The following is a 23,286-nucleotide window of genomic DNA, read 5'->3' as shown; positions in this document are numbered from 1 at the left end:
ACGGCGCAGCAGGCCCGCAACCTGGTCATGGACCTGGGGGAGCGCATCGCCGGGCTGCGGTTCGTGATCCACGATCGGGACCCGCTCTTCACCCCCGCCTTTCGTGAGGTCTTCACAGCTGAGGGGTTACGGGACGTCACCACGTTGCCGCGGGCGCCGAGGATGAACGCCATCTGCGAGCGGGTCATCGGCACCCTGCGCCGTGAACTCCTGGACCGGATCCTGGTCCTTGATGAACGCCATCTGGCCCGCGTGCTGCAGGAGTATCTGATCCATGACAACGGGCACCGGCCGCACCAGTCCCGGTGCCAACGGCCTCCGGACATTGCAACGCAGCCCTTCCGCGACGTGACCGACCTCGACGACCTGCGATCCATCCGCCGAAAACCCGTAGGTGCAGGCCTGATCAACGAATACCACCACGCCGCTTAACCGCAGCTCAGGTCACGTAACTCAATATTCGAGCGGTACACGCTGGAAAGCGGCCTTGAACGCCTTCGCCATCACCTTCGAAGGTCGTCTGACCCCGGCCACCCGCTAATCAAACAAGATCGAGATACACCACTGACTGGACACACCCCAGCGTGGAGGTGGTGCGCCGCCGGGTGCGGACCCGGCAGGACCTGACCCAGGAGGTGACGGTGGCGCAGTGGCTGGAGGAGTTCCTCAAGCGTAAGCGGAAGATCGAGGAAACGACTCGGCGCTCTTATGAGGGCCACATCAGGCTGTATCTGACCCCGTATCTGGGGCGTATCCGGCTGGATCGGCTCAGGGTCGGTGATGTGGCCGGGATGTTCGAGCAGATCGAGGAGTTCAACGATGTCATCGCCGAGCGCCGGGCCAGCGCGGAGCGTGAGGTGCGGGCGAGTGTGAAGTATCGGCGTGCGGTGAGCACGGCCACCATGCACCGCATCCGGGCGACGTTGCGGCATGCGCTGAATGTGGCGATCCGCCAGGACCGGCTGATCGACTTCAATCCGGCTGCGGTGCTGGAGATGCCGGCTCAGGCCCGGCCCAAGGCGCTGGTGTGGACCGGGGATCGGGTCGAGGAATGGCATCGGGAGTTTCGCGACTACCGCACGGCGGAGCGGGCGCGGCGCGGTGGCCGCCGGGTCGACCCGATCGATGCCTATGTCCGGGTGCCGCGCCCGTCGGCGGTGATGGTGTGGACGCCGGAGCAGACTCGGCTGTTTCTGGAGGAGGCCAGGAGTCATCGGCTGCTCGCCTTGTATCGGCTGATCACGCTTCGAGGGCTACGGCGCGGGGAGGCGTGCGGGCTGCGCTGGAAGGACGTCGATCTCGATGCGGGATCTGCGCGTATCGCCTGGCAGTTGGTGCAGTTGGCGGGGCAGATTCACGAGGGCAGGCCCAAGACCGATGCCTCGATGCGCACCATCGCGCTGGACGCGGAGACGGTCACGACTCTGCGCGGGCACAAGCGGCGTCAGCAACAGGAACGGCTCGCGGTGGGGGAGGCGTGGAAGGAGACCGGGTTCGTGTTCACCCAACCGGATGGGGATCGGTTGCATCCGCAGCATGTGTCCGACCAGTTTCTGTGGCTGGCCTATCTGGCGGGCCTGCCACCGATCCGGCTGCATGACCTACGCCATGGGGCGGCGTCGTTGATGCTGGCCGCTGGGGTGGAGATCAAGGTGGTGCAGGAGACGCTGGGACACACCTCGAGCTCGTTCACCGCCGACACCTACACGTCGGTTTTCCCACAGGTGGCGATGGCGGCGGCGGAGAAGACCGCGGCGTTGTTGCTAGGCGATGGCGATGAGGGCCGAGGTGTTCTGCGGCAGCTTCGCGTGTAGCGGAAGGGAAAGGCTCGGCCGGGGGAGATGACGGCTTCGTTCCGCTGGAATCGCGGCGGAACGGGGCCGTTCGTCATGTGCCTGGGGCGGTGAGCGTGGTGATTAACGGCATGATGATCATGGTGTGTACGGGATTGGTACGGGCGAGCACGGTAGGAGCACGGATAGGCCAGAACAATGTTCTACAGGGGCGTCGGGGCATGCGTTTCCGCAGGTCAACGCCATGATCAAAGCGCGCCCTGCAGGATTCGAACCTGCGACCGTCGGATTAGAAGTCCGATGCTCTATCCAGCTGAGCTAAGGGCGCTCCCGACTTATTGTGCATGATCCGGCGACTTGTCATGCACAGGTTTCCCCCGTGTCAGCCCGCAACCCCCGCGCACCCGCTCCCGCCCCCACGCCACCCGCCCGGTCGTCAGGCCCGTTGTGGCGGCGATCGCGACCCATCTGTGAGCAAAAAGGCCAGGCGGGAGCGTCGCGGTAGGTCTAATCTCTCATGTCATGTTCGCGACCCTCCTGCATGAGATTCCGCTGCAGGGCGGTGATGTGACGGACGGGGTGGTGCGTGTCGGTGACACGGTGCGCCGGCCGGTCGGTCAGTCGACGCCTGCCGTGCATGCTCTGCTGCGCCACCTGGAGGCGGCCGGGTTCGAGGGGGCGCCGCGGGTGCTCGGGGTGGACGGTCTGGGGCGGGAGGTGCTGACCTTCGTGCCCGGGGCGACGGGGCTGGGTGTGGTCAGTGTCACCGATGAGGCGCTGGCCGGGGTGGCGCGGTTATTGCGCGGGTTCCATGATGCGACGGCGGGGTTCCCGCTGGGTCATGACGGCTGGGAGGGCGGGTCGAACGATGACGCGCCCCCCGAGGTCATCGGTCATTGTGATGTGACCCCGGCGAACGTGGTCTTCCGGGACGACCGGCCGTACGCGATGATCGATTTTGATCTGGCGCGGCCCACCACGCGGCTGTTCGATGTGGTCACCACGCTGCGGCACTGGGCGCCCATCGCCGATCCGGTCGATCGCCATCCGCTGGTGCGCGGGGTCGACGTGGGGGAGCGGTTGCGGTTGTTCTGTGACGCGTACGGGGTCCGCCCGCGTGATCGTCGCCGGCTGCTGGAGCTGTCCAGGCTGCGTTTCCAGCGGTCCTACACGGTCATGCGCACCCGGGCCGCGGCGGGCGGGAGCTGGGGGCGGATGTGGGCGAGCGGCGCGGGGGAGCGCATCCGCCGGGCCGGAGCCTGGCTGGACGTCCACGAAGATGAGCTGCATGCGTATCTGGTCTGACCGAGCCGCGGGGCTCGCGCTGGGAGTGGCGCTCGACGCGATCATCGGCGATCCCCGGAAAGGGCATCCGGTCGCGGCGTTCGGGCGTGTCGCGGGTGGGGTCGAGGGAAAGGTGTACGGCGACGCCAGGGGCAACGGGGTGCTGTATGTGGCGCTCTGTGTGGGAACAGCGGCGGGGATCGGGGTGCTGGCGGAGCGGGTTCGGCATCCGGTCGCCCGTACGGCGCTGACCGCCGCCGCGACCTGGGCCGTGCTCGGCGGCACCACGCTGGCCCGTGAGGGCGAGCACATGGCCGCCGCGCTGGAGGACGAGGACCTGGAGCGGGCTCGGGAACGGCTGCCCCACCTGTGCGGGCGTGACCCGTCCGGGTTGGCGGCGCCGGAGCTGGCCAGGGCCACGGTGGAGTCGCTGGCGGAGAACACCTCCGACGCCGTCGTGGCCCCGCTGTTCTGGGGGGCGGTGGCGGGGGTGCCGGGGCTGCTGGCCTACCGGGCGATCAACACGCTGGACGCCATGGTCGGGCACCGTTCGCCGCGTTACGAGAGGTTCGGCTGGGCCGCGGCCCGGCTCGACGACGTGGCCAACTATGTCCCGGCGCGGCTCACCGGGTTGATCACCGTACTCGCCGGGCCGGACCCGCGCCGGGCGCTGGCCGTACTGAAAAGGGACGGTCACCGTCACCCCAGCCCCAACGCGGGACGGTGCGAGGCGGCGTTCGCCGGCGCGCTGGGCGTCACGCTGGGTGGTGTGAACGTCTACGGCGGCAGGATCGAGCGGCGGCCGTCCATGGGCGACGGCCCGCAGCCGCAGGTGCGCGACATTCGGCGGGCGGCGCGGCTGACCAGGGTGGTGAGCCTGGCCGCGGCGGGCGCTGCCGTGCTGGCCGCCTGGGCGGTGCGCCGGGGTCAGATCCGCTGAATGCGGGGGGTGCTTCGGTGCACCAGGTGGAGGCCGGTCTCGACGAGTGTCCAGCCCAGCCGCCGGTTGACGGCGGACCAGGGGGAGCGGCGGTGCGCGCGGGTGGCCTGCCAGCGCTCCGCCTGCTCGTGGAGCTCGGTGGCGCGGATGTGGTGGAGGCGTAGGTGGAGGTCGGGATGCATGTCGTGGCTCCAGGTCATGGACGGGTCGGGAAGCCGTACAGGGAGAGGACGACGTTCTCGCGGCCTTCGGCGTCCGGGGCCGCGTCGGCGTGTGCCTGCCACTTCTTGAGCACTTGGCCCAGCTCGTCGCCGGCCTGGCGCAGCTCGTCCGCGGTGAGCCGGGCCAGGTAGCGGGAGCTGAAGGCGGCGCTGCGCCACTCTTGCTCCCACGCTGACTGTTCGTCGAGGTAGCGCTCGTAGAGCTCGACGTGCTCGCGGAAGGCCAGCCGGGTGAACGCGGAGTAGGCGGCGGCCCGCTCGGGGGCGTCGCGGAAGTCCTGGTCCCTGACGGAGAAGCTGCTCAGGGCCACCTGCCACCAGCGCTCCCGGCCGTCGGCGCTCTGCCGGTCGGCCTCCTCGATGACGCCGTGGATGGCCAGCTTGCGCAGGTGGTAGCTCACCAGGGAGACGGCCTCGTCGACCTGGTCGGCGAGCTGTGAGGCGGTGGCGGTCCGCGCCTGGTAGAGGGCACGGTAGAGCCTCAGCCTCAGGGGGTGCGCCAGCGCCTTGAGCGTGTCGAGCTCGGTGACGCGCCGGCTCTCATCGGTGGCCATACCTCCACCGTAGATAGGAAGGAATAATTGCGCAACTAAATTTTCGTATCTCGCGGCAGTTGCCGGATCCACTACGGTTGGCGGGGTGAAGGGGGCACTGCTGGTCGCGGGCACGACGTCAGACGCCGGCAAGAGCGTGGTCACGGCCGGGATCTGCCGTTGGCTGGCCAGGCAGGGCGTCCGGGTGGCGCCGTTCAAGGCCCAGAACATGTCGCTGAACTCGTACGTCACCGCCGACGGCGCCGAGATCGGCCGCGCCCAGGCCATGCAGGCGCAGGCCGCGGGCCTGGAGCCCGTCGCCGACATGAACCCGATCCTGCTCAAACCGGGTAGCGACCGCCGCAGCCAGGTCGTGCTCATGGGCCGGCCGGTCGCCGACGTCGACGCAATGGAGTACGGCGCGCTGAAGGACCTGCTCCGCGAGACGGCGCTGGGCGCGCTGGCCCGGCTCAGGGACCGCTACGACGTGGTCGTCTGCGAGGGCGCGGGCAGCCCCGCCGAGATCAACCTGCGCCCCGGCGACATCGCCAACATGGGCTTGGCCAGGGCCGCGAACCTGCCCGTGATCGTGGTCGGCGACATCGACAGGGGCGGGGTGTTCGCCGCCTTCTACGGCACGGTCGGGCTGCTGGACGCCGATGATCAGGCGCTCATGTCCGGGTTCGTGGTGAACAAGTTCCGAGGCGCCATAGAGCTGCTCGAACCCGGCCTCGACCAGCTCAGGGAGCTCACCGGGCGGCAGGTCTACGGCGTCCTGCCCTGGCTGGACGGCCTCTGGCTGGACGTCGAGGACTCCCTCGCCCTGGACAGCCGGGCCGTCACCACCGGCAGGCCGTACGGCAGGCAGACGCTCCGGGTGGCCGTGGTGCGACTGCCGCGCATCTCCAACTTCACCGACCTGGACGCGCTGACGGCCGAGCCCGGCGTGGCGGTGCGGTTCGTGACGGACCCGGGCGAGCTGGACGACGCCGACCTCGTGGTGCTGCCCGGCTCCCGCGCCACGGTGCACGACCTGGCCTGGCTGCGCGACACCGGCCTGGCAGCGGCGCTGCGGTCGCGGACCCGGCCGATCCTGGGCATCTGCGGCGGCTTCCAGCTGCTCGGCCGCGAAATCGTCGACGAGGTGGAGTCCGGGGCCGGCCGGGTGGACGGGCTCGGGCTGCTGCCCGTCCGGGTGGAGTTCGCGGCCGAGAAGATCCTCGGCCGGCCCACCGGCCACGCCTACGGACACCCGGTGCACGCGTACGAGATCCACCACGGCCGGGTCACCGTCGAGGGCGGCGAGCCGTTCCTGGACGGGTGCCGCGCGGGATCCGTCTGGGGCACCACCTGGCACGGCGCGCTGGAGAACGACGCCTTCCGCCGGGCCTTCCTGGCCGATGTCGCGGGGAAAGCCGGACGCGACTTCGTGCCGCACCCCGACAGCGACTTCGCCCGGCTGCGCGAGGAGCGCTTCGACGCCCTCGGCGACCTCGTCGAGCAGCACCTGGACACCGGCGCGCTGCTCGATCTCATTCAGTACGGCCCGCCCAAGGTGCCGCCGCTGCCACCGGGTGCGCGTCAGCTCTGATGGACCACGTCCGTGGCCGCGGCGGTCAGGGCGAGCACGGGGAAGACGGCCCGCGCCGGCACCCGGTAGACGCCCCGCTCGGGCTGCTCCACCAGCCCGGCCGAGGTCAGCGTCTTGAGATGGTGGTAGAGCTGCCCCTGTGAGGCCAGGGCGAGCTCGCTCTGCAGGTCGGCGATGGGCCGCGGGCCCGACACGAGCAGCTGCAGGATGCGCAGTCTGGCCGGATGGCCGGCCGCCGCCAGCACCCCGGCCAGTGGCGCGGTCGGCTGCTCGACCAGCCAGCCGGGGGAGCGGGCCACCTCCCACCGCCACTGGTGACCGCCGAGCCTCGCCTCGCCGCCGTAGGTCAGCCGGCCGGTGTCGTCGCCGGTGGCCGCCTGCGACGGCTCGCCCTCCAGGGCCGTGACCCGGGCTTCGAGCTCCCGCAGGCGCTCCTCGATGCTGCTCACCCCAGCACCGTACCGACAACCCCGCCATTCCGGAGTTCGGCAGGGAAGCGCCGCCGTTCCTGCCGGGGTCGGCCGGTGACGCGACCGCCCGCCGGGCGAGATCATCCAGGCATGACACCAGTGGTGCAGGCCGAAGGGCTGACCAAGTACTACGGCCGACGCCGGGGCCTGGAGGATCTCACCCTGGAGATCCAGCCAGGGGAGATCTTCGGCTATCTCGGACCCAACGGCGCCGGCAAGACCACCACGATCCGCCTCCTGCTCGACGTGATCAGGCCCACCAGAGGCCACGTACGCGTCCTCGGCGGCGGCTCACGGGAGGCTGCGGTGCGCGGCAGGATCGGCTACCTGCCGGGCGAGCTCGCCCTGGAAGGCAGGGAGCGGGCCAGGGACTACCTGGAGTTCCTCGGCGGCGTGCGCGGCGGCGTCCCCCGCAGCCGGATCGACGCCCTGGCCGAACGGCTCAACGCCGACCTGTCGGTGTCGATGCGCAAGCTCTCCAAGGGCAACAAGCAGAAGATCGGGCTGATCCAGGCGTTCATGCACGAGCCGGAGCTGCTCATCCTGGACGAGCCGACCGGCGGCCTCGACCCGCTGGTGCAGCAGGAGTTCCTGGCCATGGTCCGGGAGGTGCGCACAGACGGCCGTACCGTGCTGATGTCCTCACACGTACTGGCCGAGGTGGAGCACGTCTCCGACCGGGTCGGCATCGTACGGGAGGGTCGCCTGGTCGCGGTGGAGAGCGTGGCCACACTGCGCGAGAAGGCGGTACGCCGCATCGAGCTGCACTTCGACGCGCCCGTCCCGCCCGAGGAGTTCGCCGGCCTGCCCGGCGTGCGGGACCTGCGCGTGATGGGCGCCGCCCTGAGCTGCACCATCGACGGCAGGCCGGACGCGCTGATCAAGGCGGCGGCCCGGCACACCGTGGTGCACCTGGTCAGCGCCGAACCCGACCTTGAGGAGATCTTCCTCACCTACTACAGCGACGAGGAGAGACGCGATGATCGCCAAGAGCCTGCGTGACTACCGGCGGACCCTCCTCGGGTGGGGGATCGGCCTCAGCGTCTTCATGGCGGCCTACCTCGGGATCTACGGCAACATCAAGCAGAATCCCGACATCTACGGTCAGCAGGCGCTGGCCAAGTTCCCCGGCGCGATCAGGGACCTGATGGGCGGGCTGGAGGACTTCACCAGCGGCGCCGGTTATCTGCAGTCGGTCGTCTACCAGCTGTTCGTGCCGTTCCTGTTCATCGCGTGCGCGATGCTCGCCGCCAACCGGGCGATCGCCCAGCCCGAGGAGGCCGGCACGCTGGAGCTCATCGTCACCCTGCCCATCGACCGCAAGCGGCTCGTCCTCGACCGTTTCGCCGCCCTCGCCCTAGGCCTGCTTGCGGTGGCAGCCGTGACGCTGGTCGTCACCTGGTTCATGGCCGAAGCCGTCGGCATGGGCGTCCCCTTCGACCGGATTCTGGCCGCGCACACCGGAGTGCTGCTGCTCGGGCTGTTCTTCGGCACCCTCACCCTGGCCGTCGGCGCCGCGACCGGGCGCAGGACCGTCGCCATGGCGGTCGTCGGCGTGTGGGCGCTGCTCGGCTACGTCGTCGTCACCATCGGCCGGAGCGTCGAGGCCATCGCCTGGCTCAAATGGGTCTCCCCGTTCCACTACTACGCCGAAGGCCGGCCCCTGTACCTGGGACTTCCGGCCGGGGACTACCTTGTGCTGGCGGGCGCCACCGCGGTGCTCGTCCTCACCGCGGTCCTCGCCTTCGACAGGCGCGACGTAGGAGTCTGACCGTGTCCGACCGCTCGGCGGTGCCAGCCGACCTGCCCGCCGACCTCCTTGGCGGGCATCTCCACACGCTACGCCAGGCCGCCGCCACCGGCCTGCTGCCCGGCCGGGCCGAACTCGACGCCTACAGCGCCGCCGGCTCGCGGGCCGCCGAACTCGGCCTCTCGCTGCGGGTCCTCGTCGACACCGCGCTCGCCGCCGCCGACGGCCTGGCCGGCCCCGCCGTGCTGCCCGCGCTGCGCAAGGCGGTCGCCGCCATCATGGAGGGGTACGACCAGGCCCAGCTCGCCGCGATCCGGGGCGCGGACGTCGAACGCAGGGAGTTCGTGGACGACCTGCTCCAGGGCCGGGCCGAACGCCTCGCCGAACGCGCCGAGCACTTCGGCCTCCGGCTCGCCGAGTCCTACGTGGTCGCCGTCGCGCGCGGCTTGCAGGACGTCGACCCCGACCGGATCGAACGCGACCTGATCGCCCGGTTCGGCTCCCACAACATCCTCCTCGCCGTCCGTTCCTCGGACGGCGACGAGCTGCTCGTCTGCGTCGTCCCCGCCACGCTCCCCGCCGCCGTCGGTGAGTTCACCCACCATGTACGGTCCCGCTTCCCGGCAGGCTGGCGAGTCGGCGTCGGCCGGCCGCAACGTGGACCCGGTGGCGTGGTCGCCTCCTACAGGGAAGCCGCCGGCGCCCTTGAGCTGGCCGACCGGCTCGGCCTCAAGCACGACGTGGTCAAGGCCGCCGACCTGCTCGTCTTCCCCGTGCTGCTGCGCGACAGGAGCGCCATGGAGGACCTGGTGACCAGCGTGCTCAGCCCGCTGCTCGACGCGCGCGGCGGCCCCGAGCCGTTACTCGAAACCCTGGAGGCCGTCTTCGCCGCCCAGGGCAACCAGACCGCCGCCGCCCGCAGGCTCGGCATCAGCACCCGCGCCGTCACCTACCGCCTGCAGCGCGTCCGCCATCTGACGGGCTTCTCCCCGGACGAGCCCACCCAGCGCTTCACCCTCGAAACCGCCGTGCTCGGGGCCCGCCTCCTGGACTGGCCCCCGTAGGTCAGTCGACCGCCAGCCGCACACCGAACCCGACGATCACCACGCCGGTGATCCGGTCCAGCAGCCGGCGGACGAACGGTGTGCGCAGTGTCCTGCTCATCAACGCCGCGAACCCGATCAGCGCGGCGCTCCACAGCAGCCCCTCGCCCACGTGCACGCCTGCCAGCAGCAGGCCCATCACGGCGTGCGGCGCGTCCTGGGGAATGAACTGCGGCAGCATCGCCACGTAGAACGCGCCCACCTTGGGATTGAGCAGGTTCGTCACCAGTCCGCGCCGGAACCCGGTGCGGAACCGTACCTCCTGCTGCGCTTCCTCCCCGCCGGGTGCGTCACCCCTGGCCAGCAGCATGCGCAGGCCCATCCAGACCAGATACGCCGCGCCCGCCCAGCGCAGCACGTCGTAGCCGAACTGGGAGGCCGCCAGCAGCGCGGACAGCCCCACGGCCGTGAGAAGCCCCCAGGTGAGCGTGCCGAGCTGGATGCCCAGCACCACCCCCCAGGCGCACCGCTTCCCGGCCATCAGTGACGTACGCAGGATGAGGGCGGTGTCGAGCCCTGGAGTCACCGTCAATAACGCCACCACGAGAGCGAACGACCCGATGTCCATGGTCAAGGGACCAACAGGAGTTTGCCGGTGGTGCGGCGGGCGGCGAGATCTTCCTGGGCGCGGGCCGCCTCCGCCAGCGGGTAGCGCTGGGAGACGTTCACATTCAGCTCACCGGAGGCGATCCAGCCGAACAGGTCCGAGGCCCGCCACAGCAGCTCGTCGCGCTCGGCGATGTGGTCGGCCAGCTTCGGCCTGGTGAGGAAGAGGGAACCGGCCGCGTTCAGCCGCTGCGGATCGACCGGCGGCACCGGGCCGCTGGCCGCGCCGTACAGAGCCATGAGCCCACGCCGGCGGAGCACCTTGAGGCCGCCGTCGAACGTGGTGGCGCCCACACCGTCGTAGACGACGTCCACCTTGCCGCGCAGCGCGTCGGCGAAGTCGTCGTAGCGCAGCACCTCGTCGGCGCCGGCTTCGCGGGCCAGCTTCTCCTTCGCCGCGGTGGACGTGGTGGCGATCACCTTGGCGCCCCTGAGCTTGGCGATCTGGATGAGCAGCTGTCCCATCCCGCCGGCCCCGGCGTGGACCAGCACCGTCTCGCCTGGCTTCACCTCGTGCGTGGAGTGCGTGAGGTACTGGGCGGTCATGCCCTGGAGCATCACGGCGGCGGCCAGGTCCGCCGGCACCGCCTCCGGGACCGGGACCACCTGGGCGGCCGGCACGACGGCCTTTTCCGCATAGCTGCCCAGGTAGCTCGCCCAGGCCACCGTGTCGCCCACGGCCACCCCGGCCGTGTCGACGCCGACGGCGGACACCACGCCCGCGCCCTCGGAGCCGATCACGGTGGGCAGGGGGAGGGGGTAGGCGCCGGAGCGGTGGTAGATGTCGATGAAGTTGACGCCGCTCGCGGCGACGTCGACCACTACTTCACCGGCTGCCGGCGTGGGATCCGGGCGCTCCACGTATTCGAGGACCTCTGGGCCGCCCTGGGCGGCGATCACGATCGCATGCATGCTTCCAGTCAACCTTGCCCCCCGTCCTTCCGTCTTTCCGGGGGGCTCTGTGGATTTCTGCGACCGGACACGTTTTCGGCAAGGCGGGCAAGGATCTGGCGCCCGATTGAGGGTTACTCGCGCTCGACCCTTCGCAGCCCGTGCGTGGGCGTCCACCACTCGACGACGAGCATCGTGGCCTCGTCGTTGAGGTGGGTGTGCACGACCTCGGCGATGTCGGCGTGGAAGCGGTCGCTGTCCGATCCCTCGGTGATCGGTCCGACAGCGATCGCCCGACCGGAGATCTTCGCCTCGCCCGGCCACTGCGCCTCGGCGCCCTCGATCGGGTCGACCGTAGCGCAGTGCAGGGCGAACCGCGGATCCCGACGTAGATCCGCGCCCTTGCGCGCGTTCAGCATCGAGCCGAAGATCAGTTCGCCGTCCTCGAAGGCCGCCTCGATCCCGGAGATCCGCGGCGATCCGTCGGCTCGCAAGGTGGCAATTGTCTTGTGTCTGTGGGCGTCGAACAAGGCCCGCACGCGCTGAGCGAACTCCGGCTCTGCCTGTTCGACCTCGTGCCACGCCGTCATACGCGCATGATCGCACCGATGAGGGAGAGCGGGAATACGCGGACAGGTCAGTGACCCGAGCGCGCCTCCAGTGGTTCGCTTGGGGCTCGGTAGTACGGTCCTTCGGTTGAGCGGCGCGAGGGTCAGCTGCCTGGAACCTCGATTCTGGCCAGGGCGCCTGCCTCCAGGGCCACCCAGATCGCGCCATCCGGCCCGACCGTCAGGCCGTGCGGCTCGGCGGCCTGCTCCTTGGGTAGGGCGTACTCGTCGATCGTGCCGTCCACGGTGATGCGGCCGACCCGACCGGTGGCCCACTCGGTGAACCAGAGGGCGCCGTCCGGCCCGGTCACGATGGCGTGAGGCCGGGCGGCGCGGTCCGGCAGGGGATATTCGGTGATTTTTCCGGTTACGTCGATGCGCCCGATCTGACCCGCGCCGATCTCGACGAACCAGAGCGCCCCATCCGGCCCCGCCGTGATGTGCACCGGCGCGGCCCCCGTCGTCGGCAGGGGATGAACCGTGACCTCGCCCGACAGCGTGATCCGCCCGATGGCGTCGCCCTGGTTGAGGGTGAACCAGAGAGCGTCGTCGGGCCCGGCGGCGATGCCCGACGGCATGCCGCCCGGAACCTCGAACTCGGTGAGCTCCCCGTCCTTGATCCGCCCGATCCTGTCGGTCTGCATGCAGGTGAACCACATCGCCCCGTCGGCACCGGCCACGATCCCGTACGGCGAGGAGACCTCGAACGCGGTCACCTCCCCGGACGGCGTGATCCGCCCGACCCGGCCGCCCTGGAACTCGGTGAACCACATCGCACCGTCGGCCCCAGGCGTGATCACCGTCGGCCCGCCGTCAACGTGGTCGAGCCGGTGCACGACCGGCTCCTCACCGGGAACCAACCGGCCGACACACCCTTGATGCACCAGCGTGAACCACAACGCGCCATCAGGACCGGTCGCGATGCCGTACGGCGCGCCCGCGGATATCTTGGTCAACATATACGTCCCTCCGAAATCTCCAGCTCAGCTCCCCGGAACCGCCGCCGCAGCGCACGGTCGTGCGACACGACCACCAGAGCGCCACAGAAGGCGTCGAGCGCCTGCTCCAGCTCCTCCACCAGAGTCAGCGACAGATGGTTGGTCGGCTCGTCGAGCAGCAGCAGCTCGTGCTCGCCCGCCAGCAGCCCGGCCAGGGCCAGCCTGCGCTGCTGCCCAACGGAGAGCGCGCCCACCTTGAGATCCAGCGTCTCCCGCTGGAACAGGCCGGTGGCCAGCAGCGCGGCCCGCCGCTCGTGGCGAGGACCGTGGTCGTAGGCGTCCAGCACCTGCAGGGCGGGATCGAAGGTGACCTCCTGCGGCAGGTAGCCCACCCGGCCGCCAGCCTGCTCCGCGATCACCTGCAGCAGCGTGGTCTTCCCCGCGCCGTTGGCGCCCTGGACCAGCAGCCGGTCGCCGGCCCTGATCGTCAGCCGCTGGACATGGAGCCGATCAGCGACATGCACGTCACACAGGTCCACCAGCGTGCCGTTCGGAGACGCTTGCGCAGATGTACCAGCGCCGTTCGTGGGCGTTCGGGGCCGGCTGAACACGTCGTGCGGGGATGCTGCGGCTTGGTCCTTCATGTCGGCTGCGAAACCCAGGGCCTGATCGTCTGTGGCAGCCGGGGTTTGGGTGAACGTGCCGTGGAAGCGTAGCGGCCGGGGTGGCTCGGGGACCGGGTCCGCCTCCAGGCGGCGCAGGCGCTCCTGGGCGTTGCGTACGCGGCTGGCGATCGAGCTCTGCACCCGGCCGGCGTTGCGGTCGTAGGCCATCTTGTTGTTGTCTCGCATGGCCCGGCCCGCCGCGACGCGGTGTGCGGTGGTGGCGGCGTGCTCACGCACCTGACGCACCTCCGCGCGCCAGGCGGCGTAGGCCTGCTCGTGCCGGGCTCGCGCGGCCGCCTTCGCCTCGAGGAAGCCGGTGTAGCCGCCGCCGAAGCGGGTGGTCGTGCCGCCTTCGACCTCCAGGATGGCGGTGGCCACCCGGTCGAGGAAGATCCGGTCGTGGGACACGACGACGATCGTGCCCCGGTGGTCGCGCAGCCGCTCCTCCAACCAGGTCAGCGCGGACTCGTCGAGATGATTGGTGGGCTCGTCGAGCAGCAGCGTCTCCGGCGAGGCGGCCAGCAGGCAGGCCAGACCGAGCCGGGCCTGCTCCCCGCCCGACAGGCTGGACAGCACCCGCTCGCGCCCGACATGACTCAGGCCGAGCCCGTGGAGCGACTTGTCGACCCGGGCGTCGGCTTCGTAGCCGCCGCGGGTCTCGAAGGCCGTGACAAGATCACCGTACTCCTCCATGCGGTCGTCGGAGAGCTCGAACTCCAACTCGCGCATCCTGCGCTGCATGGCCCGCAGCTCGGCCAGCGCTGCGTCGATCACCTGCTGAACCGTGTGCCCGAGCGGCAGGTCGAGCGTCTGACCGAGGTAGCCGCCGTCGGCGGGCACCGCGACCTCGCCCTCGTCCGGTCGCTCGGCTCCAGCGAGCAGCCGGAGCAGCGTGGACTTGCCCGAGCCGTTCTCGCCCACGATGCCCAGCCGTTCGCCCTTGCGGACGGACAGGGACACATCGACCAGCACGCGACGCCGGTCGTACGCCTTGGAAACTCTTCGAAGGATGGTCAGGGTGGAACTCCAATCGCAACTGACGTAGCTTTAGCCTGCCACGTCTTGAAGCTTAATGCAACTGGAGTAGTTTTTGGAGACAAGTAAGCGACCCGGTGGACGTAGCGCACGGGTCCGCGACGCCGTACGAAGGGCCACGTTGGCCGAGTTGTCCGAGCACGGCATGCGCGGGCTGACCGTGGAGAACGTGGCCGAGAGGTCGGGCGTGCACAAGACGACGGTCTACCGGCGCTGGGGGAGCGTCGAAGGGCTGATCGCCGACGCCCTGGAGATGGCGCAGGAGGAGCCGTGGCCGATCCCCGACACGGGCACGATCAAGGAGGATCTGCGCGGGGTGGCGCGGCTGGTGCAGAGCGGGTTCGACGATCCCGAGCTCGGGCCGGTCTCGTCGGCGTTCGTGGCGGCGGCCATGCAGAGCCCCGAGGCGGCCCGGGCGCTGCGCGACTTCTTCGAGGCCCGCCACGAGCAGTCGGCCCAGGTGGTGCGGCGGGCCGTCGACCGTGGGGAGCTGCCCGTCACGGTCGACGTGCGGGAGGTGATCAGGGTGGCGGTGGCGCCGATCTACTACCGGCTGTTCGTCGCCCACGAGCCGGTGACCGAGCGGGACGCGGACCGCGCGGCGGACGCCGCACTGGCTGCCGCCCGTGCAGGCGTGCTCTGAGGATGTTCGCTTTGGGGTGGTCGGTGGCCGATCATGGACAGGGTGCTGTCACGCCGTCCACGGCACGGGAGGTGCCCTGGGCTTGGTGCGGGCAGGGCTGTGATCATGGGTGATAACGGAATGTTATGCACCAGATAGGGTTGTTATCCATTTTGTGATGTTCGCCCCTCTTGTCTGTAAGGTCGGAATTTCTTACGTTGATCGTCAGATTGATGATCAGCTCCGAGCTGCGCGGAGAACGGGTACTTCCACCGCTGCGGAGGGCGACGGCTAACGCCTTGGCGGGCGTCCTCGTGGTTCGGAGTGTGATGGCGTATGCGCCGGTTCTCGTCGTGGGCTCGATCGCCGCGTCTGATTCCGTTGCTGGCCGCTGCCTTGCTACCTGGGTTGCTGTTTCTTCCTGCGGGGCCTGTTCGGGCTGAGGGGATCGCACGTGCCGTTGAGCTTGCGGCCGCGGGACCTTTGGATGTTCCCCAGCAGATGACCGGGACGGCGGCTGGTCTGCCTTCCCTGGTGGGGACGTCTGTCACGCAGGCGTCGGAGGGTTCGCAGCGTAGCCGTGGGGGCGGTAAGGACGACTGGCGTCCCAAAAATGCGCTGCCGCTGGAGCGGACGAGCGGCAAGGAGTCACCGGTCGCATCGGATGGGCGGGTGTTGCCCGGAGGGGTTCAGCGTGCCGAGCAGCAGGACGCGGCGTGCTGTTCTCCGGTCCTTCAGGGCCGTTTTCCGCTGGACGGGGCGTTGGTCGATACGCGCACTCCGTTGCTACTGGCGAACGTCCTCAGTCAGAACGGCATCGACTACACCTTCAAGGTGTGCAGGGACTACTCCATGATCGCTGGCTGTGTCTCGTCAGGGGTTCTGGAGGATCTCGACACGTGGCGCGTGCCGGCCGACAAGCTTGAGTGGGGCAAGCAGTATCACTGGCAGGTCACAGCGAAGGATCGCGGCACGCTGGGTGAGCTGGTGACCGATGTGGACTCCTTCACCACGGGTGTTCGTCAGCCGGTGGTGGGGTCGCAGTTGGCGACGCGTGGGATCAACGGTCAGGAATTCCAGCAGGTGACCGGCAACTACACGACGACCTTCACCGATGCTCAGGTGGTGACCGCGGGGCCGCCGCTGTCGGTGGTGCGGACGTACAACACGTTGGATCCGCGGGTGGACGGGCTCTTTGGTGCTGGGTGGTCGACCCGGTGGGACATGAAGGTCGTCTCGGCCGGTGGAGCGCTGCTGGTGACTCAGTCCGACGGGCGGGTACTGCGTTTCGGGGCCAACGGCGACGGCACTTTCCAGCCGCCGCCGGGCATGCACGCCACTCTGGCCGAGCAGCCCGGCGGGGGGTGGCGATTGATGGACAAATCGTCTACTTCCTACCTGTTCAACGCCTCCGGCCGGGTGTCGCAGGTCAGCGACAACCGTGGGCGCAGCCAGAATCTGGTGTATGACGCGCAGGGCAAACTGGTCTCGGTGACGGCGACCGGGGGCCGGTCTCTGCACTTCGGGTGGACGGGGGCGCATGTCACCAGCGTGTCCACCGACCCGGTCGATGGCGCACCGCTCACGTGGACGTACGAGTACGACGGAGACCGGCTGACGGCCTCATGCGCTCCCGGAGCGGAGGCGGCGTGTACCCGATATGAGTATGGCAGCGGTTCGATCTACCGGTCGTCGGTGCTTGATTCGCAGCCGTATGGCTACTGGCGGTTGAACGAGACATCAGGGGCGACCGAGGCGGCGGATCTGGGCTGGGGCGCCGGTCCGGCCGACGCGTCCGATGCCACGCTGGGGCAGCCCGGCGCGCTGGCCGGCACGACCGATCCTGGCTACGGCTTCGACTACAGGGGCATGGCGCTGGCTCCCAACGCGGTCGGCCGGTTGGCGGGACAGATGTCGGTGGAGACGTGGTTCAAGACCAGCCACCCCGGGACCGTGTTCTCCGCCGGCCTGGCGGGCTCGGCGGATTCGGCGATCTACGTCGGCACTGACGGCAAGCTTCGGGCGCAGTTCCTATCTCTTGCCGAGAACGATGACGATGTGTGGTTCACGCCGATCACCACCACGCAGACGGTCACCGACGGGCAGTGGCACCACGCGGTGCTGACAGCGGACGACGGCCTGGACCGGCTGTATCTGGATGGGCAGTTGGTGGGCGCCCTGCAGGCGCCTCGTAGCGTCTACTGGCAGGACGACGCACGTTTCGCCATGGGGCCGCTGAATTGGCGCATGCCCGCTGGCGGCACCGGCAACGCTGTCTTCCGCGGGCAACTGGACGAGGCGGCGCTGTATGACCGGCCGTTGACGCAGGCCGAGGTGCAGGCGCATTACGCCGCCCGGGTGGACGCGCGCAACAAGCTCACGAAAGTCACCCTCCCATCGGGAAGGGTCTGGGCCGAGAATGCCTACGACCTGGTGACCGACCGGCTCAGCACCCACACCGACCAGCACGGGGGAACCTGGAAGATCGGCAAGCCGGTCGTCGACACCACCGCCGGAACCTCCAAGATCACAGTGACCGACCCGAACAACGGGACGTTGAGCAGCGTGCACGACATCTGGCGCGGTGAGCGGACGAAGTCCGAGACCGATCAGCTGGGGAAGGTGACCCGGTACGAGTATGACACCGGCGGCTTCCACGCGAAGATGGTCGATCGTAACGGCAACACCAGTGAACGCGCCCACGACAAGCGGGGCAACCAGATCAGCTCCAGGACGTGCCGGAGCGCGGACGACTGTCAGACGGCGTACGCGACTTACCACCTGAACGACGCCGACCAGTTCGATCCGCGCAACGACCGCCAGCTCACCTACCGGGACCCGCGTTCATCCAGCGCAGCGGACAACACCTACGCAACCACGTATGAGTACAACACGTACGGCGAGCCGACGAAGCAGACCAGCCCGGCCACCCTGGACTTCCCCACAGGCCGTTCGAACACGATCGCCTACACCGACGGCACCGAGGCCGCGACAGGCGGTGGGACCACCCCGGCCGGCCTGACGAAGACCGCGACCGATGCCAGAGGCAACACCTGGAGTTACGGCTACACCGCCTCCGGCGATCTGGCCCAGCAGACCGCGCCCGAAGGACTGGTCACCAGACTCGAGCACGACCCGCTCGGCCGGATCACCAGCAAGACAGACGTCTCGCAAGCTCACCCGTCCGGAGTGAAGATCACTTTCACGTACGATGCCATCGGCCGCCCCGCGACCCAGACAGAGCCGGGCGTCAAGAACGAGATCTCCGGAGTCACGCACACCAAGCGTGTGACGTACGCCTACGACCTGGACGGCAACCGGCTCAGCGAGACCATCACCGACCTGACCGGCGGCGACGCCGAGCGGGCGACCGTCTACACCTACGACGACCACGGCCGGGCCGAGACCGTAACCGGGCCCGAAGGCGGCGTGGTCCGGCAAACCTGGAACACCCTCGGCCAACTGGCCTCCCTCACCGACGCCCGAGGCGCGGTGATCGAGAACGCCTACAGCAAGCGGGGTGAACTCACCTCACGCACCTTGAAAGCCTGGACAGGCAGTCCGGTCGCCCCGCAACCGGCCGCCGATGTGGTGCTGGAGGCATTCGGCTACGACCCGGGCGGGCGCCTGGCCACCCAGGCCGACGCCATGGGCCGCAAGACCACCTACACCTACTTCGACGACGGCCTGCTCGCCAAGAAGACAGCCGACGACGTCAAACTGAACGGCTCCACCACCCCCAAGGACGTGGTGCTGGAGGACCACACCTACGACGCAGCCGGAAACCGTACCAAACTGATCACCGGTGGCGGGAAGACCACCATCGAGTACGTCTATGACGCGGCCGGTCGGCTCACCACGCAGATGCTCGACCCCGGCGCGCTCAAACGCAAGACCGCATTCACCTACGACGCCAACGGCAACATCCTCACCACCACTCGTACCGGCGCGGGCAGCACCCGCTCCGAGGTCACCGAGTTCACCTACAACAAGGAGAACCAGGTCACCGCGCAGAGCGTCGAGAACGGCGACCAGGATCTCATCACCACCACCGCCTACGACGAGCGTGGCCTGGCCGTCGCCACCATCGACCCACGCGGCAATGCTGAAGGCGCCGACAGTGCCGACTTCACCGCTGCCATGCGCTACGACAGCCTGGGCCGCCTGATCCAGGTGATCGCCCCGCACGTCCAGGTAGACAAGGCAGGCACCGCCGGCAGCGGTCAGCCATCGGCGAAGTTCGGTTACGACACACTCGGCGCCAAGACCCACGAAACCGACGCCGAAGGGCGTACCGTCACCGCCGTCTTCGACAAGGCTGGACGTCTGACCAGTCAGATCGCCCCGAGCTACACCCCGCCGGGCGGCACCGCCGTCACCCCCACGACCCAGCACGCTTACGACGCGGCCGGGCAGTTGGTCTCGACCACCAACACCCGCGGGTACACGACCACGTTCGAGTTCGACCAGCTCGGCCGCCAGGTCCGCGTCACCGACCCGGCCCCAGCGGGTCAGCCGGCCGGCACCTGGGTGAGCGAGTACGACCTGGCGGGCGAGAAGCTGGCCGGCATCGACCCGACCGGCGCCCGCGTTGACACTACCTACGACGACCTCGGCCGGCAGATCACCGTGACCGAGATCGAACGCAAACCCGTAGCAACCGCCTCGACCACCACCTTGACCTACAACGACGCCGGTCATCTCCTCACCACGGTCGCGCCCGGCAACAAGACCACCACGAACACGGTCAACGCCGCCGGAGAGGTCACCTCCACGACCGACCCGATGAACAACAAGGCCACCGTGACCTACGACCTGGCGGGCAGGCCGGTCACGGCCACTGATGCGCGCGGCAACGCCACCACGCTGGAGTACGATCTCGCCGGCCGCCAGATCAGTGCCAAGGACGTGAATGATTCCGGCGCTGTACTGCGCACCAGCAGTTCCACGTACGACCTGGCGGGCAACGAGATCAGCGGCACATCACCGGAAGGCCACATCACCCGGCAGACCTTCGACGCCCTCAATCGCGTCACCTCGCTGATCGAACCGGTCTCGAGCAGCGAATCGATCACCACCGGCTTCGGCTACGACGCCACCGGCGCCCGGACCCGCCTCACCGACGGCCGCGGCAACACCACCTGGAGCACCTACAACAGCCTTGGCCTGATCGAAACCGTCACCGAGCCGGTCACCGCCGCCCATCCTGACGCCGCCGACCGCACCTGGACCGTCGTATACGACCGGGCCGGCAACCCGACCGCCGAACTGCAGCCCGGCGGCGTGCGTATCGACCGCACCTTTGACCACCTGGGCCGCCCCACCGAGGAAACCGGCGGCGGAGGCGATGCCGCCAGCGCGGAACGGACCTTCGGCTACGACCTGGCCAGTCGTGCGACGACCATCGGTGACTTGAACGTCAACTACAACGACCGCGGTCTTCCACTGACCATCCTGCGAGGCGCCACCCAGCAGACCGCCTACACCTACGACAACCTCGGCAACCCCACCGAGCGCACCGATGCCGCCGGCACCGCTACCTTCACCTGGGACAAGGCCAGCCGCCTGGACACCGCCACCGACCCGGTCACCGGTCGCAAACTCACCTACGGCTACGACGAGGTCAGCAACCTCACCTCTCTGACCGCCGTCCAGGGCACCACCACGACCGACTCCCAGGCGTTCACCTACGACGACCTCGACCAGCCGCTCACCCACACCCTGAAGAGCGGGACCAGCAGCGGCAGCCAGCTCGCGAAGATCACCTACGCCTGGGACAAGGACGGCAACCTCACCACCAAGACCACCGCCGGCACCGCCGGCGCGGGCACCAACACCTACGACTACGACCACGCCGGACGGCTCACGTCCTGGACCGCCCCCGGCGGCGCCACCACCGCCTATGAGTGGGACGCGGCCGGCAACCGCACCAAGGCCGGCGACAAGACGTACGTCTACGACGCGCGCAACCGGATGATGTCCGGCGGTGGCAGCACCTACACCTACACGGCGCGCGGCACCATGGCGAGCGAGACCAAGGACGGCACGACCACCCAGCTCACCTTCGACGCCTTCGACCGGCTCATCGCCGACGGCGAGAGCGTCTACAGCTACGACGCCCTCGACCGCGTCACCAGCCGCATCAGAGGGGTCACCAAGGAGACCTTCGCGTACTCAGGTCTCAGCAACGACCTCGCCGCCATCGTCGACACCCTCGGCGTTGTCCAGGCCCGGTACGGACGCGACGCCTTCGGCGCCCTGCTCGGTCAGAAGGAAGGCGCCAATCCCGCCCTCGCTACCCTGACCGACCTGCACGGTGACCTCGTAGCCACGTACAGCAGCACCGCCCTGGCCACCACCACCGCCTACGACCCCTTCGGCGCGATCACCGACCAGACCGGAGCCAAGACCAACCTCGGCTACCAGGGCGAATACACCGACCCGGACACCGGCAAGGTCAACATGCACGCCCGCTGGTACCAGCCCGGCACCGGCACCTTCACGAGCCGCGACACCATGACCCTGTCGCCGAACCCGTCGGTCCAGGCCAACCGCTACACCTACGCCAACGCCTCACCCCTCACCCACACCGACCCCACCGGGCATTGGGCCGTCGAGGGTAACCCAGCCAGCGGCGGCAGTGGATGGCAGGACTGGGCGCCCACCTCTGGGGGCTCCATTCCCACGGCTGCGACTGCGGACCCGGATGAAGGATGGATATGCAGCGGCTGGACCTGCTTCAGAGTTCGCGATCCCCTCTATAGCTGGGGTAATGAAAACGTCGGCGACGGCCGGGTCGCCCAGGACAATCCTCAATGGTATTTTGAAAACTTCGTCGTAGGGAATACCTATCTAGGTAGCCGAGCGGCTAAACCGAAAGGCTACGACGACGCAAGTCTGAGGCTTCGTGAAGCGTATAGAATCGCCTACGATATGGGTTTCGGTATCGAGGAATTGGCCTCTTTTTGGAAGAATATTGTTTCTGCTGAAAAGGGGATGATGGCGGGAGGTGCGGCGGCGGTTCCTGATGCACCCGGCCTCCTGAATAAGCAAGCCTGCGAGAGAGCTAAAGGTAAGAAAGCGTGTGCAGCCCTGCAAAAGACTGCAGACGATCTCGTGGCTACGCGAAAGTACATCAATATCTGTCTTGTTGACCATCCGAGCAATGTAGGCTACTGCAGCGCCTTGGCGAGCAGTCTGAATATTAATCAGCCACAACATGATCTCATGGTCGCGATGAAGCGCTCAAAGCGTGGTGACAACTGGGTTTCCATGGTAGCAAAGGGTGTGACAGACTTCGTTTTCGAAGATGCCATGGCCTGTCAGCAGGGGAATTATTCCTCCTGCATCATGATGGCGGTTAGCTTTGTTCCAGGGGGCGGAGTCGCCTCAAAGGCGGCGACTAAAGTCTTAGGGAAACTTGCAAAAGCCTCTCCAAATCTTAAGGGCACGACCAAGCTCGGAAAAGTATTCTGTCGTCGCAGTAGCTTTGTAGTCGGAACTTTAGTTTTAATGGCAGATGGGAGCCACAAGCCCATTGAAGAGGTAGTGGTCGGAGACATGGTCTTGGCAACCGATCCGCTCACCGGCGAAACGGCTGCCAAGGAGGTAGTCGATCTCATAGTCGGCACTGGCACCAAGGACCTCGTCAAAATCACGATGACCCCCGGCAGCGCCGGCGGTGAGCACGACCCCTCTCTCACTGCAACGGCAGAGCACCCCTTCTGGGTGCCAACATCAAAGCAATGGGTCAACGCGGCCGACCTTGCGCCGGGCATGTGGCTGCGCACTTCGGCCGGAACCTACATCCAGGTTGGGGCGGTCAAGCAACAGACCTCTGTCCAGAGGGTCCACAACATGACAGTCGGCGACCTGCACACGTACTATGTGCTCGCTGGTGAGGCGCCTGTCCTCGTTCACAACAGCACGTGCCCCGTACTGAGGTCGGCAATTCATGATGATCCGTTGCTGGTTAGGGCGGCACAGAAAGCCGGAAAGGATCAGAAGGTGCAGCGGGATCTTGATGCGATGCAAGCGAGGCTAGCGAATGGAAACATGAATCCAGGTATTGGTAGCGGTTTCCTGTCCGGAACCGATGTCGCTTATGCTCGTTCCAAGAATGGGGCGAGGCTCTATTTTAGGAACACGGAATTTGGCATCCAGATCGTTGGTAAATCCGACAAGAAAAATCAAAAAGCAGTGATTGCTAGATTGGGGAAACTCTATGGTTAGTGAC

Annotated in this window: 18 protein-coding genes and 1 tRNA gene; 10 read left to right on the top strand and 9 right to left on the bottom strand. The window is 68.2% G+C overall.

Annotated features, from left to right (window positions below; translation table 11 throughout):
* Together ACTMTF_RS38600 and ACTMTF_RS38595 are read left to right on the top strand one after the other, a co-directional pair.
* A partial coding sequence (locus tag ACTMTF_RS38600) for an integrase core domain-containing protein (protein WP_441115086.1) occupies positions 1-432 on the top strand: 432 nt, incomplete at its 5' end.
* A 152-nt stretch (positions 433-584) separates the two neighbouring features.
* Positions 585-1,814 carry a site-specific integrase gene (locus ACTMTF_RS38595; protein ID WP_441115085.1) on the top strand — a complete coding sequence of 410 codons (1,230 nt, stop codon included), beginning with the start codon at positions 585-587 and terminating at the stop codon, positions 1,812-1,814.
* Between the two features lie 233 nt (positions 1,815-2,047).
* Here ACTMTF_RS38595 and ACTMTF_RS38590 read toward each other — a convergent pair.
* A tRNA-Arg gene (locus ACTMTF_RS38590) sits at positions 2,048-2,121 on the bottom strand.
* A gap of 194 nt (positions 2,122-2,315) precedes the next feature.
* On the opposite strand from ACTMTF_RS38590, the gene ACTMTF_RS38585 reads away from it, so the two are divergent.
* The gene (locus tag ACTMTF_RS38585) at positions 2,316-3,098 is read left to right on the top strand and encodes a phosphotransferase (protein WP_441115084.1); all 783 of its coding nucleotides are present in this window, start codon (positions 2,316-2,318) and stop codon (positions 3,096-3,098) included.
* Positions 3,082-4,017, top strand: a complete 936-nt coding sequence (locus ACTMTF_RS38580) for a cobalamin biosynthesis protein (RefSeq protein ID WP_441115083.1) — start codon at positions 3,082-3,084, stop codon at positions 4,015-4,017. The genes ACTMTF_RS38585 and ACTMTF_RS38580 overlap by 17 nt, the downstream gene beginning before the upstream one ends.
* Here ACTMTF_RS38580 and ACTMTF_RS38575 read toward each other — a convergent pair.
* Positions 4,005-4,199 carry a hypothetical protein gene (locus tag ACTMTF_RS38575; RefSeq protein ID WP_441115082.1) on the bottom strand — a complete coding sequence of 65 codons (195 nt, stop codon included), beginning with the start codon at positions 4,197-4,199 and terminating at the stop codon, positions 4,005-4,007. The genes ACTMTF_RS38580 and ACTMTF_RS38575 overlap by 13 nt on opposite strands.
* Before the next feature lie 14 nt (positions 4,200-4,213).
* Positions 4,214-4,792, bottom strand: coding sequence for a helix-turn-helix domain-containing protein (locus tag ACTMTF_RS38570; RefSeq protein WP_441115081.1), 579 nt, complete (start codon positions 4,790-4,792; stop codon positions 4,214-4,216).
* A gap of 85 nt (positions 4,793-4,877) precedes the next feature.
* Here ACTMTF_RS38570 and ACTMTF_RS38565 point away from each other — a divergent pair, with 85 nt between their 5' ends.
* Complete coding sequence (locus ACTMTF_RS38565) at positions 4,878-6,362, top strand: cobyric acid synthase (RefSeq protein WP_441115080.1); 1,485 nt, start codon at positions 4,878-4,880, stop codon at positions 6,360-6,362.
* Here the strand turns inward: ACTMTF_RS38565 and ACTMTF_RS38560 are convergent.
* Complete coding sequence (locus ACTMTF_RS38560; RefSeq protein WP_441115079.1) at positions 6,353-6,811, bottom strand: ArsR/SmtB family transcription factor; 459 nt, start codon at positions 6,809-6,811, stop codon at positions 6,353-6,355. The genes ACTMTF_RS38565 and ACTMTF_RS38560 overlap by 10 nt on opposite strands.
* A gap of 111 nt (positions 6,812-6,922) precedes the next feature.
* On the opposite strand from ACTMTF_RS38560, the gene ACTMTF_RS38555 reads away from it, so the two are divergent.
* The 3 genes from ACTMTF_RS38555 to ACTMTF_RS38545 are packed head-to-tail and all read left to right on the top strand — an operon-like array spanning position 6,923 to position 9,646.
* Positions 6,923-7,834: an ABC transporter ATP-binding protein gene (locus tag ACTMTF_RS38555; protein WP_441115078.1), complete on the top strand. Its 912-nt coding sequence runs from the start codon at positions 6,923-6,925 to the stop codon at positions 7,832-7,834.
* Positions 7,812-8,603, top strand: a complete 792-nt coding sequence (locus ACTMTF_RS38550; protein ID WP_397016364.1) for an ABC transporter permease subunit — start codon at positions 7,812-7,814, stop codon at positions 8,601-8,603. The genes ACTMTF_RS38555 and ACTMTF_RS38550 overlap by 23 nt, the downstream gene beginning before the upstream one ends.
* A gap of 2 nt (positions 8,604-8,605) precedes the next feature.
* Positions 8,606-9,646 carry a PucR family transcriptional regulator gene (locus ACTMTF_RS38545; protein WP_441115077.1) on the top strand — a complete coding sequence of 347 codons (1,041 nt, stop codon included), beginning with the start codon at positions 8,606-8,608 and terminating at the stop codon, positions 9,644-9,646.
* A gap of 1 nt (position 9,647) precedes the next feature.
* Here the strand turns inward: ACTMTF_RS38545 and ACTMTF_RS38540 are convergent, their stop codons facing one another.
* From ACTMTF_RS38540 to ACTMTF_RS38520, 5 genes are all read right to left on the bottom strand, one after another.
* Positions 9,648-10,253, bottom strand: a complete 606-nt coding sequence (locus ACTMTF_RS38540) for a LysE family translocator (protein WP_441115091.1) — start codon at positions 10,251-10,253, stop codon at positions 9,648-9,650.
* A 2-nt stretch (positions 10,254-10,255) separates the two neighbouring features.
* Positions 10,256-11,203 carry a quinone oxidoreductase family protein gene (locus ACTMTF_RS38535; protein ID WP_441115076.1) on the bottom strand — a complete coding sequence of 316 codons (948 nt, stop codon included), beginning with the start codon at positions 11,201-11,203 and terminating at the stop codon, positions 10,256-10,258.
* 113 nt (positions 11,204-11,316) lie between these two features.
* Positions 11,317-11,772 carry a pyridoxamine 5'-phosphate oxidase family protein gene (locus tag ACTMTF_RS38530; protein WP_441115075.1) on the bottom strand — a complete coding sequence of 152 codons (456 nt, stop codon included), beginning with the start codon at positions 11,770-11,772 and terminating at the stop codon, positions 11,317-11,319.
* 122 nt (positions 11,773-11,894) lie between these two features.
* A complete protein-coding gene (locus ACTMTF_RS38525; RefSeq protein ID WP_441115074.1) occupies positions 11,895-12,749 on the bottom strand; it encodes a Vgb family protein in 855 nt (284 codons plus the stop codon).
* Positions 12,743-14,365: an ABC-F family ATP-binding cassette domain-containing protein gene (locus tag ACTMTF_RS38520; protein ID WP_441115073.1), complete on the bottom strand. Its 1,623-nt coding sequence runs from the start codon at positions 14,363-14,365 to the stop codon at positions 12,743-12,745. The genes ACTMTF_RS38525 and ACTMTF_RS38520 overlap by 7 nt, the downstream gene beginning before the upstream one ends.
* A 184-nt stretch (positions 14,366-14,549) precedes the next feature.
* Between ACTMTF_RS38520 and ACTMTF_RS38515 the strand changes: the two genes are divergently transcribed.
* Both ACTMTF_RS38515 and ACTMTF_RS38510 read left to right on the top strand, forming a co-directional pair.
* Positions 14,550-15,071, top strand: coding sequence for a TetR/AcrR family transcriptional regulator (locus ACTMTF_RS38515; protein WP_441115072.1), 522 nt, complete (start codon positions 14,550-14,552; stop codon positions 15,069-15,071).
* Positions 15,072-15,551: 480 nt separating this feature from the next.
* Entirely contained in the window at positions 15,552-23,282 is a 7,731-nt protein-coding gene (locus tag ACTMTF_RS38510; RefSeq protein WP_441115071.1) for a LamG-like jellyroll fold domain-containing protein, read from the top strand.
* Positions 23,283-23,286: the final 4 nt, after the last annotated feature.

It is taken from the genome of Nonomuraea sp. ZG12, assembly GCF_052068115.1.
GTDB lineage: Bacteria > Actinomycetota > Actinomycetes > Streptosporangiales > Streptosporangiaceae > Nonomuraea.
Note: the sequence above shows the minus strand (reverse complement) of the source record. Positions and strands in the feature narration are given on the sequence as shown.